The organism is Sphingobacterium prati (assembly GCF_013167215.1).
GTDB classification, from domain to species: Bacteria; Bacteroidota; Bacteroidia; order Sphingobacteriales; family Sphingobacteriaceae; genus Sphingobacterium; species Sphingobacterium prati.
Genome location: NZ_JABJWY010000033.1, coordinates 117,458 through 134,429 on the forward strand (window position 1 = coordinate 117,458; position 16,972 = coordinate 134,429).

Genomic DNA, 16,972 nt, shown 5'->3' on the forward strand with positions numbered 1-16,972 from the left:
GTCATCAACTCAGTCGAGATTTATCGAAATTTGGCAGCACAAGCAGCTTATAACTCAATTTGGGGTATAGCAGTTCATTATCAAACTCATCCATGATCTTGCCGCTGTAGTAATACTTTCCCCGATTTTCAAGATCCAAACAAAAGCCTAGCACCGCAACAAAATATACCGGCGGCAATTCATAATTATTACCAGCGCGCCCCTTCTTTCCCAGTTTACTGATCGTTCGCGAAGTATAAGTCACCGCACGGTCAAAGAAAAAGTCCTGACTCTGCAGCTGCATCTCCACCAGGAACACTTCGACTATTCGTTGATATTACTTAACCAGTTATTAGCAATGCCATAATCCGTAGGTTTTTCTGTAGATTCAATACGAAGTGTCCCACCTCTTCTGAGTTCATCGTGTGTTATCCATAAACGTCCCAAATCCTTACCGTTCAGTTGGATTGATTTGATATAACGTCTTTTGTCACTTGCATTCGGCACCTCAATGGTGAGCGGATTTATACCGTTTTCTAAAATAATCTGATCGAAAAAGGGTACACTAATATAGAAAATAGGCTCGCCTATCAAGGGTTGCTGCAGTCCGATGGCGGAAAGCACCCACCAACTTGACATCGCACCGGCATCGTCGTCCATCGTCCGTATAAACGCTTTTGGCTCATTTTTATAGATACGATCGATATGTGCTCCGATACCGCGGCTATTGTCGTTGAAATAATATTGTATGGTGGTATCCAACGCTATACGATGTACCCATTCCTGATAACGCCAAGGTGTCTTACTTGCATTATACAAGGTCAGCGATTGCATATCCGGCTCATTCGCTCTATTGAAATAATACCCGTCATAAAATTCATCCAGCTGCTTTACAAACTCTTCTTCGCCACCAGCGAGCTGCTTTAATCCAGCGACATCGAAGGGCACATTCCAGCGATATTGTCTGATTGTACCCTGATACATATCACGCGCTGACATACGATCGACATCCCGTTTGGTCAGATCTTTAAAATCTTTATTCCAAATTGTCTGATATGATCTTGCCCGCTCCAGATAGATTTTGCTGTCCTTTGGAAAAAGTCTGGCCATTGCCCACATATCATAACATGCTTCAAGGTATTTATCCGGTTTCTTAAAATCAAAGCGCATGGTATCACGTACCAAGGAGTCTTTGATGCCACGAAGATCTACCTGATATCCTTTCCTGACGGCATCCAGCAGGACGACAGCGGCATGCTCTGTCCGGACTGAATTAGCCGGTTCATAAGGTCCCGCAAAATCAAATTTTCCATAACGGTATAGGTCTGCAATCGATGAGACGATACCTTGGTACATGTGGGGATCTAGCAATTCCAGAAGCGGCAATTGTGTTTTATAATTGTCCCAGATGGCCCAACCGTGATAACGTGTTTCTTTGGAATGATGTATTTTTCCGTCTGTTCCCCGAAAATCGCCTTGCTTATCGCTGATAACATAGGGAGATTGCAAGCTGCGATATAGCAAGGAGTAGAACATATCTACTTTATCCGAATCGCCCTTTACTTTCAGCACTGAAAAGGAATTTTTCCAGCGATCAGCGGCCCGTTTCTTTACGGTCTCAAAATCTAACTTAGCATATTCAGCCACTTTCTTTTTTGCGTCATTTTGATTCACAGCAGAAAAAGCGATATTAATGTCCGCTATCTTAGTCTCCTCTTTCAGGTCTACCCATATCTTATTTCCTTCTTTTCGCCATCCACTGGCTTTAGGAATTTCCAGCGCATAATAAATGGTATAGATACCAACATGACAGGTAGTTTTGGCACGCACTTTACCTAACAGGAGGTTACCCGTCTCTGTGAATTCATTATCAACAAAAGCCCCATTGAAAGCATGCCCGAGATCGATAAAAAAACCTTTTTTTCCGACTGGAAAGACAAATTGCTCCTTACCGAAGTCATCGTCCACAGCCACTTCAACCTGAATGCCTTCTGCTGTATTCACCGCATAATAACCCGGACTTGCCTGCTCATCAACTTTATTCAAAAGCTTAGTGTCATTTTCTAAAAAAGGCCTGATCAGGATCAGCCCTCCACTTCCCATACAGCCCACTCCTTCCAGGCGGTTATGGGTAAGGCCTTTAATTGCCTTGGCCAGATACTCGTACCCTGTATGCGTTGTAGGATGGGTATAGGGCACTACACTCAGTTGGTGAAAAGGAGAAGACGCCGCTGGCGAAAGCTGACCGTGGTCGCCAGAAGATCCCAAGAATACATTCACACGTTCGGTTTGCGCTCCTGCAGCAACCGCATAACAGAGTAGCAAAGACAGCAGTATTTTTTTCATATATAATCTATCATTTTCATATATATTAGGGGCGCGAGAATTGCGCCCCTAAAGAAACAGTTAATAACCAGGGTTTTGAACTAGATTCGGATTATTTGCCATCTGCGTATAGGGTATTGGGTAGATTTCTTTGGTTACATCATTTGATGCTTTATGATCCCACCACGATCCGTTCGTAAAACGTCCAAAACGAATGATATCTGTCCTTCGCTTTCCCTCAAAAATAAATTCACGGCCTTTTTCTGCCAATAGCTCATCCAAGGTCAGCTTACCGACGCTATATTTTGCCTGCTCCCAATCCGCTGCTTTAAAAGCTCTTTTTCGAGAAGAGTTGATCAAATCTACCGCTTCCTCTGTGGCTGTGCCGCCATTCTTGCGCATCAATGCTTCCGCCTTGAAAAAATAGATTTCTGTCAGACGATAGATCATAAAATGATTTTCTCTATAGTTCGGGTCTGATGTTCGACCTGTCTTGTATTTGTCAAATCGTGCACCACTATTTTCCTCACCTTCGGCCATTCCGCCTGCGCTTGTCAAATCGCCCTGACTTTCTTTCCGGATGCTATTGACGTAGATCAGCGGTTTACCGTTATATCCCTCCGTTCCCAGAATAGGTTGCTGGGTACCATATTTATATTGTGGACCAAAAAGAAACCAGGTACTTTTACGTAGGTCATTATCCGCATAGGAATTAAACATGGTAGGAATGACCACGTAACCGTTATTACCGGCATAGTTTACATCTAAGGCCGCACTCATGTTGCTAAATCCCATCAAAGGAATCCAGTCCCATACAAACCCTCCTTTCATACTGTATGCATATTGGAAAAGTGCCTCAGAAGCTAGTCTATTTGTGTTAGCAAAAGTTGCCAACAGATCATTTGCCAAACGAGGAGCTCCACCAAGCCCCCCCGCCTCGCCGTTCATTATTTTATCGCAGGCAGCAATACATTCATCCCACATTGCTTTTCCGGTCCATTTTTCAGCATTCAGGTAAAGCTCTGCCAACATAGCGTAACCGCCCGTTTTACCGATTCTGCCAATCAGTTTTTCATCATATTTTAGGAGTTGCGGAACATACGTTTCCAGTTCCTGCCTGATAAAATCAAAAACTTCTGCTCTCGGTTTTGTTGGAGGATTGGTTGGAATTCCGACCTGAGTAACAATCGGGATATTTCCCCAAAGATCCATCAGTTTGATGTAATGGAAGGCTCTTAGTGCATGTAACTCGGCAAGTACAGCTTTAAGTTCTTCCTCGGGCATCCCGACCTGAACAGCCTGGAGCTTTTCAATATCTTCTATTGCTGCATTGCAATAGCCCACTCCTGTCCAAATACCGGACCACGCGTTACGCATTCTACTTTCGGCATCCGTCCAGGTATGATAATGCTGACGCATATGATCCCCATTATCATAGGCATGTCGACCCTTTTGGGGCCAAGCGACCTGATCCGCACTCATCTCGGCATGATAGTAATACCCGTCGCCCCTTATTGGAGCAATCCATGATTGCAAGTGTGTCATTGGGCGTAATGCTCCTTGCAATACTTCCTGGCGATTTTGATAAAAATTATCTTTATATAAATCTGAATATATTTTTTCATCCAGTTTTGTACAAGCTGTGGTGGCAAGAGCTAATGCCATGACACCGGCTTTCCATACGTTGTTTTTCATTGTCTTAAAATTAAAATCCCATATTTAACCCAAAAGTCCATGATTGTGTACGCGGATAAAAACCACGCGCATCCACACCTGTCTCAAAGCCGATGTCTCTAATTTCCGGATCCAATCCCTTGTAGCCTGTAATTGTCATCAAGTTACGTCCGCTCACATAGAGTCTGAGATTTCTCAAATAGGTATTTTTTGTTTTAAAATTATAGCCCAGTGTCAAATTATCCAGGCGTACAAAATCACCACGTTCAATATAATAGCTTGAATACTGTGGTGCATCATTGAGCTGAGCATGACGGTCAAAGGTACTGTTATAGATATTATTAGGCAGGTAACTACGGTTACCATAAAATACTTCGGGTAGATTGAGGATATCAAATGCAAATTTTCCTCTCAAAAGAACATTAAGATCAAACCCTTTATAACGGAAAGTCTGGGCTAATCCGAGGACATATTTTGGTACTCCATTTCCAATAACGCCCCAGTCTTCCTCCGTGATTTGGTTAGCTGGAACAATACGACCATCCGCTTTATAGTACATCCATTTTCCATTTTCGTCAAACTGGGCAAAGCGTTTTCCATAAAAATTCCCAACAGCGCCGCCTTCCTCAACACGTATAGCTGGGCCCATAGCTCCAGGATTGGGGATATCCGCAAAATTAAGCCAGTTGGCTTTAAATACATCACTTGAAAGTTTGGTCAATCTGTTGAACTGGGAATTCGCTGTAAAATTCACCTGCCATTGAAAGTTATCTTTCTCGACAGGAATTGCCTGTATAGCGATCTCGACACCGTTATTTTTGATTGTGCCCACATTCGTATAAAGAGAGCTTCTGACAAAAGGTGGCTGCTGCGCAGTATAGTTATACAATAGATCCTTTGTATTACGTGTATATACGTCGATGGACCCAGATATTCGCTGATTCAACATCGCATAATCCAATCCAATATTCCATTCTTCCTTTCTTTCCCAGCGCAAATCAGGATTTGGGTTCCTTGCGGGCCCATAAGTCTGATAGTAAATGTTATCCTGGGGGTATAGTCCACCAGTTGAGAGTGTTGTTAACGACTGATAATTGGGGATACCCTGATTTCCGGTCACACCAAATCCTGCACGAAGCTTTAAGCTGTTTACAAGGGCAATATCCTTCATAAATGATTCTTCACTAATCGCCCAACCAATGGAAGCTGCAGGAAAGTTTCCCCATTTATTGTTCGCCCCAAAACGTGACGATCCTTCACGACGCAAAATAAACTGCGCATAGTATTTATTGGCGAATGAATAATTCACACGGCCAAAAAAAGCAATTAATGTATTGTCATCTTTAAAGCTTCCCAGCCCCGGGCGGGGTAACAATGTATTCTGAATAGCACTACCAGCACCCAAATTCCAGTCCAGGAACCCATCTGTTGTAAACCCGTTGTTTGAAGCATCGAAAGATTCATAGGTACCATATTGATAACTGTAACCAGCGACAGCACTTACCGTTTGATTGTCTCCTATCTTCAAATTGTAATTGATCGTCGGTTCGAAAGTCTTTGTATGGCTCAATTCATTCTTCTTACTTGCATATCCCATGCCGTTCCAACTTGTCCCCACACGCTGATCCCAGTCTAACATTGATCTAAAGTTACGGTCATTCCAATTGTCACGCAGATAAGAAGCAAAGAAAGAAGCTGTTAAATTGTCCAGGATATGAGCTGTCAGGCGGGCATCACCAGAAAATGTCTGTTGATTACGTTCACTTTCGCGCGTGGCGTAACGGGCAATCGGATTGTAATTCTCCTGCATTTCAAAAAACTTTCCATCGTCTTTTTTTACCGGAGCCGTAGGATTCCATTTGACAGCCTGTTCAAAATCGTTTCCGCCCAGTAGATTTGCCTGATTGAAGTTTGTAACCAAGTTCACCTGAAGGTCCAATTTCCCCTGCATGCCTTTTTGATTGAAATTCAATCTACCGCCGATCTGTTCTCTTCCGTTTTCCTTTGCAATTCCCTGAAAATTATTATAATACAGCGAGCCCCTGTAATTTGCTTTGTCTGAACCGCCTGACGCAGCGAGATTATGATAATGACTCAAATTCTGCTTGTTGATAAGCTCATTATACATATTGGTGGTTCCGCCCAGATCATTGGATTTTCCAATAATCCCTTCAGCAATTTTCTGGCGAAAAGTTTCAGCAGACAGTACATCCGGTCTTTTAGTCACAAAATCACGTTGGATATAGCTATTATAGTTGAATGTTGGTTCACCAGCTTTACCTTTTTTGGTTGTAATCAATATAACACCTGCATTTCCCCGTGTACCGTAAATAGCCGCAGCAGAACCATCCTTTAACACATCAAATGACTCGATATCATCCTGTTGCAGAAGATCCAGATTTCCTCCCGGGATTCCATCGATAACAATTAGTGGCGATGTTGTCCCTGTCAATGACGTGATGCCACGCAATTGAATCGAGGCCCCCGAATTAGGGTTATTACCTTGATTTTTCGTGATATTAAGTCCTGCAACTTTTCCCTGAATTAATTCCAACGGCGAGCGTGCAGTACCGGGATTAAAGTCCTTCTCCTTGACAGATGTTACAGCAGAGGTAATTTCCTTCTTCTTCAGTTCACCATACCCTACCACGACAACTTCTTCCAAAGCGCTAATTTCCTGTTCGAGGATAACCAATAAAGGGGCTTTGTCTACATTGACCTGTTTTGTTTTAAACCCGACGAAACTAAATACAAGCGATTTTGTTTCTGGACCTACTGTTATTTCAAACTTGCCCTGAGCATCAGTTGTCGTAGCATAGTTTTGATTTTCCAGAGCTATGACCGAAACTCCTGTTAATCCTTTTCCAGAAGCATCGCTGACCGTTCCTTGCAGACGTCTAGACTGATTTTTATATATGTTGTCGAAAACCATAGGTTTTCTTTTTATAAAAACCGTTGATTCATTGATTTCATAAGTAATTGGTTGTCCCTCTATACATAGATCAAGTACTTGCTTAAGTGACGCATTTTCGAGGTTTATCGAAACCGGCTTGGTATCCAGCAGTGTAGATTTTACATAGAGAAAGTCATATCCTGTTTTCTTTTGGATGTCAAACAGAACATCTTTGACAGATTTTCTGCTGACATGGATCGACAGTCGCTGCGCCCGAACAGCGGCCACTGACTGAAGCGAAAGCAGGAATGCGAAAAAAATCGTCAGTTTCATAGTTAGCCAAAAAGGATTTGTATACCGTCGACGACAACGATAAAATATGTTTAAATTTTTATACATTTGATAGCATGTTGTTCTATTAATAATTTGCTTAAAAAGGTTTTATTTTTGAGAAACGACATTATTAGCCAAGAACGGGTCCAGCGTTCTTGGTTTTTTTATTTTGTTGGTTTCATCATGGTTAGGCTGGTACATTTATTTCATGATGGTGACCCTCCTTTCTTTCATCTGATAGTTAAAGCTTCCCAGTTTTTGCAGGTTCTTCAAAAGCTGGTTCAGCGATTTGGTCCGTTTAAATGTTCCTGAGAAATGCTGATCCGGAAGATCTTGAATAACAATATCCTCAATATCATACCAACGCTTCACAACTTTTAGAATGGAAGCTACAGATTGATCTTCGAAATAGAAAAAACCATCCATCCATAGCGAAATAGCACTGGCGTCCACTGTTTTCTTACTGATTTCAGCTTGATTATCTTTTGCGACAGCCTGTTCACCGGGCTTAAGAAAAACACTGTTGTATGGATTAGAAAAATGAACCGATCCTTCGAGTAAAGTAGCTACGACTTCCTTATCATCAGGATAGGCAGTTACATTAAATGATGTCCCAAGCACTTTGATACGGGATTCCTTTACATGAACAAAGAATGGACGTTTGGTATCGTGGGCAACATCAAAGAAAGCCTCCCCTTCCAGCCTCACTTCTCTGCTCGACTGCGTGAAAACCTGGGGATAGTATAAGGAAGATCCACTATTCAGTACCACCGAGCTACCATCGGCTAGTACAATACGACTAGTATGTCCTTTTGCGCTTCGAAAGGTCAAATACTGGGCTTTTTCGTCTTGTTTGTAGGAAGATATCGCTTGATAATATACTTCCCCCTGCTCGTCTTTCATTCTTTTGAGCCCTACTGCCGCTAGTTGATCTTCAGCACCTTCTTTCAGTACAATTGTCTTTCCACTGGGTAAACTTAAGGAAGGTAGATCATCCTGCGCTAAATAAATATCATGTGCAGATGTTGTACGAATAGCTTGTTGCTTCGATAAACTGGTTGTTGACCAATACCAGACTGTAGCGCCCGAAAGAATGATTAAAAGCACGGCAGCAGCTACCAGAGCTCGAAACAAAGGCCGTTTGGAACCTTGATTCGTAATCTTTCGCCGAATATTGAGATAAACTTGATCTTGTCTATTTCGCCGCCAAGCTATATCAGTACGTCCGTCAATATCCATTCGGTCGATCACTTCCTGCTGAATCTCTGGTTCGAGATTCAGCAACAGATCATTTAACTCCTCTTGCTCCGATTCAGCAAGCTGATCCGTTATGTGTTTTCTTAAAAGATATTCAAATCTCTTTATATCCATCTTTGCTTATGTTCCTTCTTTAAGAACACCAAATGGAAAGGGGAGGACTAGTGAAAAAATGAAAAAAATAAAATAAAGTGGTATCCATACTTTTGAAAGGCCTTTCTGAAAAATTTGAGCGACTGTACAATATGGTTTCGGACGGTATTCGGCGATATATCCAGACGGTCAGCGATTTCTTTATATGATAGACCTTCTTCGCGACTCATCAGGTAGATTTGTTGCTGCTGTTTGGGCAACATTTTTACCACACTCTTTTCCAGACTGTCAATTTCCAGCGCATGTGTCGGAGAGTCGGCAGTTGAGCTATGCATGATCCTATCGGCCAAATCTGTATTTACCGACGCTAAAATCACGCTATCACGCAATTTATTTAATGCCTGACGTTTGGTCATAACATACAACAAAGACCATATATTTCCCTTATCGTCAAGCGAGGATCTTACATTCCATAATTTAAAAAATACTTCTTGGACAATGTCTTCGGCATCAAACTGATTTTTTACGATACGAAATGCCAAACGATAGACTACTTGACCGTAGCAATCAAATAATTCTTTCAGCGCATGCTGCTCATTATTTTTTAATTCGTCGATGATGCTCATTTCGATTTAGCAAATCAGTAAGCTTATTTTACTTCAATACGGTAAACTTTCTGCTCTCAAAATTAGCCTAAACAAGGTTAACTTAGCATTAAGCTACTATTAATTCCATTGATTATTTGCGCTTACAAAGGTTAAATTGATTTTCTTCCAGTAAGAAAGCTCAAATTACTATTCTTATGTTAAAAGGAAATCAAATTTCCACTTCCTAGCATCATATTTGCAAATAAACTCTGCTTCCAATATTGAATATTAAGCAACAAACAAGTTCAAACTTTTTGAAATTTAAATATTTATTGCATAAATTAGATATGCCGGTTAAAGGAAAACCAACTTTTAGCTAAGCACCTCAATAAATTAAGGTGCTTTATTTCAACATCATCATTGAATTTTAATAAGAATACTTTTCATAAAAATAGGTTAATATAAAAAAAGGTAACTCCCCTCACATCACTCGATGATAGGGGAGTTTTTTATTCTTAAATCCATAAAAGTATATTATCGTTTTAAGTGGGAATTAAGGCCCTGTACCATACCTCCCATCAATGGATCGGTATAACTCGACTGCCCTGTTTCAATATGCCCTGCGTACCGCAGCTTTAACTGTGGATCTCCAGGACTGGTTACTTGGATATCATACCAGCCCTTACTTTTACTGCAATCCGCTTCAACCAGTTTGTCTGCCCCCTGTTTAAGTATTTGTGGCTTAAATGTACCATAGGAGCAATCGACCAACTGAAGATCTACCCTAGATGACTGCACCTGAATACAAAGAACCGGATTTCCCGAAACAACTTTTGAGTAGACATCAACTTTTGGGATACCCGACTTTTTAGCTTCAATCGATCGGTAAAAGCCATTAGGGCCATGGAGAGCAAATGAGACTTGATCGCCTGCTATCTTATCCAATTGCCAATCGTACTGCAATTGGTCTCCATCCTGAACAGCAAAATTCCAAACTTTCCCTTTTTCATGTCCATCATAGGGAACATATGAGATGACAAAGTACGGAATGCCTGCACCAGGTTTAAAAGTATTCAACCTTCGATCTAGTTTCGTGCTGATAGAAAAAATAGCGTCTGTACTGGCCATCTTTACCTCTAGATCATACTGTAGCGCGCAGGCCTGCTTCCATCCCTGTTCCTGCATCTGTACAGTGCTATGATATTGGCCTGTTGCCCTAATCTCTGCTATCTTTTGGCTATCAATTTGTACAAAATCGGATGGCAGCTTTTTGTTCCGAGCAGAGAATATCCGTTCGACATATTCATTTCTGTCCACTGGAAGAACGTTGGTTTTAGACACTTTGTCTATCGGACGGAAAGCTGTTGTCAGATCGCCACACACCATCCTGCGCCACAGACTGATATTGTCTTCCCGGACAATCTTCCCAGTTTTTTTCTCTAAAAATTGTTCCAAAAATTGAAGACAAGATGTATGGTCGAAAACTTCCGAATTGACCCATCCTCCCTTTGACCAAGGTGATGCAATAACCATGGGCACGCGATAGCCCAAACCAATAGGGCTTTCCAAGGACGCATTTTGATTGTTTGTACGCTTTCTCTCTTGCTCTTGGGTCACGTATTCGTCCGTGGTATCTATTCTGGAGACTGCCCCTTGGTCGCTATTTGAACTTAACGGTGGTACAAACGGAGAAACATGGTCAAAATATCCATCGTTCTCATCATAGGTCAAGATAAATATTGTCTTCTTCCAGACTTCTGGGTCTTTGGTCAGAATATCCAATACCTCCGAAACATACCATGCACCATACCATGGCGAACCCGGATGATCTGAAAACCGACAGGGAGCGACCAACCAGGATACAGTAGGTAATTTTCTCTCTTCGGCATCTTTTCTAAATTGATAGAAAATATCGCCCGCAGGGACCTCCACTTCTTGCTGTTTCCCTTCCTCCACATAAGTCATTTTATCTAATTTGTGGAAATTAGGGTCATTTAGATTAGTTACAAAGGCATTGCGATGGATATCTTTTTCAAACTGCGATAGTTTATCAAAGTTGTCTGGCGAATATTGGATCACACCTTGTTGCAAACGTGCCAGTTCGACTTTGGACTTCCTTAACAATTCTGCTTTTTGATCACTTTTTAGCTCCTTCTGCAGCTCCTTTATCCGCTCTTTCATCCACTGATAATGCGCAAGGTGATATCTTACCCCGTACTGCTTATGAAATTCAAGGTTGTTGTCTGTAAAATTGGCCAGCCAATCCTCTTCCTCACCTTCAAAGCCGACAGGTATACTCAGCTCATTTTGGTACACCCGCCACGATATCCCGACTTCCTGTAGCCGTTCGGGATAAGTCTTCCAGCTAACGTCCTTGTAATTGATCTGTCCATTATCCACATGGGCAACAGATTCGGGATTACGGGGCTGTTCGCGCACGGTGCCGGTCCAAAAATAAGAACGGTTGGCACTGGTTCCGGTTAATGAGGAACAAAAATGCTGGTCGCACACCGTAAAAGCATCTGCAAAGGCATAATAAAAAGGAATATCCGCACGATTATAATAGCCCATTGTCAGTGGCATATTTTTATATTCATCATTCCCCGAGCTTTTTGCTTCCAACCAATTATCCATTTTTCCGTCATGGCGTGCAGCAACCATATCACGCCAGCCATGCGGCAGTGAGCCCATCCAAGTGGATTTGCTATTGACGATATCCAAATGGAAAGGTGCAAAATATGCACCTTCCTTATTTCCCTGAATCCATACTGGCAGACCGTTTGGCAATTTCATGGCACGCGGATCATTAAATCCTCGTACTCCTTTCAATGTTCCAAAACAATGATCAAATGATCTGTTTTCCTGCATCAAAAAGACGATATGCTCAGCATCCAAAAATGTCGACCCTTTTGGAGCTTCGATAGCCAATGCTTTTTGGATGGACTCCGGTAACCAATTTATCGCAGCCGTACTCCCGGCAAGCATCGCTGCCTTTTTTAAAAACGTCCTTCTCGAATCCATTATTTTAGCCACCAGGTCTGTAAGTTAATATTATCATTTCCACCAAACTGTGATTTGATCGCATCGGAAACATTGGCGGTATTGTTATTGTATTCATCTTGCGGATACATCCATCGATAGGCTGTCTTTACATTGGCCGCTTTGCGCAAAGTCGGATAGCCCGTGCGTAAGTGGTCAAAATAGGCCGTGTAGCCACCTTGATGAAATGATCGCAGGTATTTCTGCATCAGGATACGCTCCAATTTCTGTTCGTTTGAACTGACAGCATCGAGTTTTATCGTATTTTGCGCCAAGTATTGAGCGGCTTGACTCTCATTGGTATAGCTGCCTACATTCTTCGCATATTTTTCATAAAACTTGAACGATGCTTGCACCCCTTTGGCATAAGTAGAATTTAGATCTCCTGTAATCCAGCCTTTCAGCATGGCTTCAGCCAAAATAAATTGCATTTCGGAACAACCCAATAATACCAAAGGCTCCGCAGTAGGATCCTGATAAAATCGTTCGTGGACTTTGGATAATTTACCTAATACAGCCTTGTCGTTGACCTGCGCATAAGGAACGATTGGATCTCCGCCTTCGTAAGCCGTAAAATCATTAATGGCTTTACCAGCTTCTTTCCCCAAGCGTGTCTGTGTAGCAACAACAAACAATCTAGGATCCTTTAGCTCCCGTAACCGTTGGATAAAGGTGGAGTCCATATACATTCCCGAGCCATAGCCACTGGAATTGAACTCAGGGTAGCGGTTGCCATCCTGATTCAGGAAAACCAACTGTCCATCTTCGGCTCCGCTCACATCAGTAATCCTGGACTCGCTCGAATAGATCTTCGCGAATTCTGTCGCCAGGTTAAACGGAAGGTCAGCTGATTTCTTCGACAGGGTTAACAATACTTTTAAGCGAAAAGAATTGACCAACTTATTCCAGTTCGCACTATTTCCACCATAGATAATATCACCGTTTATGGTATTATTATTTTTCTTCAATATCGCATTTGCTTCCTCCAGCTCTTTCAACACACCAACTAAAACATCTTTCTGTGTATCATATTTTGGTGTAAATACGCCCGCGTTTTCGCCTTTAGCAGCCTCTGAATAAGGAACATCGCCAAAAGTCAAGGTAAGATTATAGAAATAATAAGCACGGAAAAATTTAGCCAATGCCAGATAGTTTTCAGCACCTATTTTCTCTGCTTCTTCGGTCATCTTCGTAATATTCCGGAGAAAACCATATTGTTCGAAGCTGCCACGCTGCCAATTGTAAATCTGATTGGCATTCTCACCATCCGTCTGTACAATCATCTTCAAAGCATATAGTGGAGAGGTTCCTCGCCAAGTACGAAAAGCATCCCATTCGACTTTAGTCAGTAGTGCCTGTGGATGGGTTGTTGTTGCTTCATTCGGATTAATATTTACTTCGGTCAATTTCTGACAAGAAGTCATTACTGAAAGCGAAAACAATCCAAAAAATAGGTGTTTATTAAATATTTTCATCTTGCTATTTTGTTAAAACTTGAAATCTAGAGAAAAACCAATATATCTTGTCGATGGATCCTGCAGGTTCCCATCATTGCCAACACCAAAATCCGGGTCGATATAAGGTACTTTCTTCCACATCGCTAAATTGTATCCGAATAGTGATGCATTTAAAGCAGTAAGCTGTTTTAGTTTAAATACTTTATTGACATCATAGCTTACTGAAAGCCGACGCAATTTCACAAATGAACGATCAAATACATTGGCAAAAAGTTTACTTTCAGCCTCCGTCACGCGTGCCTGGTATGGATAATTTTGGCTCCATGCCTGCCAATCGACAGCTTTGGAATTGTTGGTATAGGTGCGTGTATCCGAAGTAATATTGCCGTTTACATCACGGGTTAGCTCCCCACCTGTTACAATCACGCCATCCGGCACAAACACAGGTTTGCCAGCATCATATTGTTCCTGGCGATATAAAACCGATGATGGATGCTTTCCGCCCCACCACATTTTTTCGATTGTGGTCGAGTTCATCACACCGCCAATAGACCCGTCGATATCGAGATTTACCTGAAATCCTTTAAATTTAAACTGATTGGCAAAACCAAATTGCCAATCTGGTTGGAAATAGCCCAAATACTGTGGGAAAGGATTTTTGGTCGGCATACCGGTATTGGGATTTAGGATGACCTTGCCATCCGCAGATTTTTCCCAAACCGTTCCGTAATAACTGTCCGCACGATCTCCTTTTTTTAAGTTACCATATTTCGCCTGGTCATTATAGATTTCTTCCAGGCGCTGGACGGCGCGCGACCAATTTACGGTCGATGTCCAGGAAAACTGGTCATTTTTGATGATATTTCCCGTTAAAGAAACCTCCAAACCTTTGGTACGGTATTTATTTCCATTGACCTTACGCGAAGTAAAAGCCGATGCCTGTGAAACACTTAAGTCTATAATCTGATTTTTGTCGACAACATTGTAATAGGTAACGTCTGCCGACAGCCTGTTTTTAAAAAAGGCCAATGAAGCTCCTACTTCCAGCGAAATTGACTGCTGTGGAAGAATATCAGGATTTATAATTCCCGCAGGATAAGTCACAGACGGCGTCGAACCATAAGTGACATCTTTCTTATACGTCGACGCAATGCTATAAGGATCCAAATCAGAAGATACGGATGCCCAGGAGCTATACAATTTTACAAAGTCTATTTGCTCGGGTAGTTTAAAATAATCGGAGATTACACTACTCAACGAAACAGATGGGTAGAAAAAGGACTGATTTGCTTTCGACAGCGTCGATGACCAGTCATTTCTTCCTGAAAAATTTAAATATGTGGACTTAAACACGTTTAAGTTTACCGATGCATAGGCACTTCGGATTATTTTTTCAGTGGTTGTATTCGTGGCCTTTACCGGTCCTTGGGTATTTCCCAAATTGTAGACAAATGGAACGACTAGACCATCTGTTGTTTGATAAAGTTCACGATAATCGCGTTTGAACGTTGATGATCCTGCATTCACGGTTATTCCAAAATCATCAGATAACTCTTTGATATAGGTGGCTAGCACATCCGCATCAAAGTTAAGTTGTTTGCTATCCCAGTTTTTATAATCGCCATTTCTTGAATCGCCATAGTTCATATACGATTTAGGGCTCTGCATATCTTGGAATAGATTTTTTTGCCTTGCCGCGGCACGGCCTTTAATCGTAAATTCGGGCGAAATACGCCAAGTCAAGGCTGTCTGTCCGTGCAAAATATCCTGATCATATACCTGATTTAATTCGTTGGCAGCAAAATAAGGGTTATTGTACCATGCATAATTGTAGTTCGCCTGGCGATAGCCTTCTTGACCCGGAATATAGAGATGATCCTTTAAATCTTGTCCATTTACGTCATTCCCCATCCATAGCAAAATGGTATACATATGATTTTTGGGACCATATCCATACCTTGGATAATTTGGAGACTTTACTTTATTATAGGAAAGATTAAGATCCAATTGTACTTCAGGCGTAAAACGATATGAAGTGTTGAGGTTCAGACCACCTGTAGAAAGTTTGGTGTTGGGCACCTGCCCTTTTTGATAAGCATATTTTCCAGTTCCAAAGATGCTGACTTTTTCCGATCGGTAGGATAACGTTGCATTGTTCTCCGTGATTAGTCCTGTTCCCAGGAAATCCTCCAAATTGTTGTGTGCTACCCAGTCGATCGGTACCCTTTCATAACGTGATTTATCGTTGTACTTTGTTCCGCTGACATCTCCCCACCAAGGGATCACCTCACCAGTCTGTTTATCACGGATGGGGCTATTCCATTGTGCCACCTTTATTCCAGAATTCAATTTGGGGCCCCAGGTCATATCGCCATCGGAGATTCCGCCATCGGCGCCATCCCAAAACTCATACTTACCATTAGATCCACTTCCAAATTCTTTTTGCGACTCAGGAAAAACAGTAAATCCCGCCGAAAACATATTCGTGGTCCCCACAGAAAATTCCAATTTATCACTTTTTGCGCTTTTCGTGGTGATTAGAATAGCCCCATTTTTACCACGTGAGCCATATAAAGAGGAAGCTGCCGTCCCCTTCAAAACATTGATATTCTCAATATTCTGGCTGGACATATCGTAAAAATCAGATTCCACAGGAATCCCATCCACAACAATTAAAGGCGTTTTGCCGCGCAATTGAAAGGAAGGGGCTTGAAAAATACCTGTTGGATTATTGACAATCAACCCGGATACCTGTCCCGTCAAGGCTGTACCAATGTTCATTGTTTTAGATTCCTTAAGCACGTCCAGCTTGACTTCTTGTGTCGCATACCCGATCTGCTTTTTCTGCTGCTTGATCCCAATTGCGGTCACAACAACTTCGTCCAGCTTAGAGTCATCTTTTTCCAAAACAACTTCGAGCGGGCTGTCTGTGGCCGTTATGGTGACTGTTTTATAGCCTAAGGAAGAAATGCGGACTTGGTCCCCAGCCTGTCCTTTGAGATTAAATTTACCGTTAAACTCGGTGCGGGTACTCTGCTTACTGGTTTCGTTGACGATGGTACCACCATCTATAGGCTTGCCATCTTGATCTTTGACAATTCCTTTGATAACAGATTGATCTGTCATTTCGAACGCGACGGTTTCCTTTGTGAGATTTGCCCAAACAGTGTCAACACTTGCTGCATTTAGTAATGCGATCGCTAAGGTAACTTGGGCTGTTTTCCTAAATTGAGGTAGCTTAATAGGTTTCATTATTTTGAATTTGCGCCAAAATAAAGAAGCTAATATTAGCTACAGATAAAGATAGTATTAACAAAACAAGCTTAACAGTTGCT

Annotated in this window: 9 protein-coding genes; all 9 read right to left on the minus strand. The window is 41.9% G+C overall.

What is annotated here, in order from left to right:
• Positions 1-4: 4 nt before the first annotated feature.
• Positions 5-298 carry a PD-(D/E)XK nuclease family transposase gene (locus tag HPC41_RS10110; RefSeq protein ID WP_343043815.1) on the minus strand — a complete coding sequence of 98 codons (294 nt, stop codon included), beginning with the start codon at positions 296-298 and terminating at the stop codon, positions 5-7.
• Positions 299-303: 5 nt separating this feature from the next.
• Positions 304-2,325, minus strand: a complete 2,022-nt coding sequence (locus HPC41_RS10115) for a glycoside hydrolase domain-containing protein (protein WP_172393903.1) — start codon at positions 2,323-2,325, stop codon at positions 304-306.
• A gap of 60 nt (positions 2,326-2,385) precedes the next feature.
• Positions 2,386-3,999: a RagB/SusD family nutrient uptake outer membrane protein gene (locus HPC41_RS10120; RefSeq protein WP_172393904.1), complete on the minus strand. Its 1,614-nt coding sequence runs from the start codon at positions 3,997-3,999 to the stop codon at positions 2,386-2,388.
• 10 nt (positions 4,000-4,009) lie between these two features.
• Entirely contained in the window at positions 4,010-7,204 is a 3,195-nt protein-coding gene (locus tag HPC41_RS10125; protein ID WP_172393905.1) for a SusC/RagA family TonB-linked outer membrane protein, read from the minus strand.
• 201 nt (positions 7,205-7,405) lie between these two features.
• Positions 7,406-8,575, minus strand: a complete 1,170-nt coding sequence (locus tag HPC41_RS10130; protein WP_172393906.1) for a FecR family protein — start codon at positions 8,573-8,575, stop codon at positions 7,406-7,408.
• A 47-nt stretch (positions 8,576-8,622) separates the two neighbouring features.
• Complete coding sequence (locus HPC41_RS10135; protein WP_172393907.1) at positions 8,623-9,180, minus strand: RNA polymerase sigma factor; 558 nt, start codon at positions 9,178-9,180, stop codon at positions 8,623-8,625.
• A 495-nt stretch (positions 9,181-9,675) separates the two neighbouring features.
• Entirely contained in the window at positions 9,676-12,162 is a 2,487-nt protein-coding gene (locus HPC41_RS10140) for a phosphocholine-specific phospholipase C (RefSeq protein ID WP_216660722.1), read from the minus strand.
• Positions 12,162-13,655, minus strand: coding sequence for a SusD/RagB family nutrient-binding outer membrane lipoprotein (locus HPC41_RS10145; RefSeq protein WP_172393908.1), 1,494 nt, complete (start codon positions 13,653-13,655; stop codon positions 12,162-12,164). Before HPC41_RS10145 ends, HPC41_RS10140 begins: the two co-directional genes overlap by 1 nt.
• A 12-nt stretch (positions 13,656-13,667) precedes the next feature.
• Positions 13,668-16,889 (minus strand): SusC/RagA family TonB-linked outer membrane protein, encoded by a 3,222-nt coding sequence (locus HPC41_RS10150; protein WP_216660723.1) that lies wholly within the window; start codon positions 16,887-16,889, stop codon positions 13,668-13,670.
• Positions 16,890-16,972: the final 83 nt, after the last annotated feature.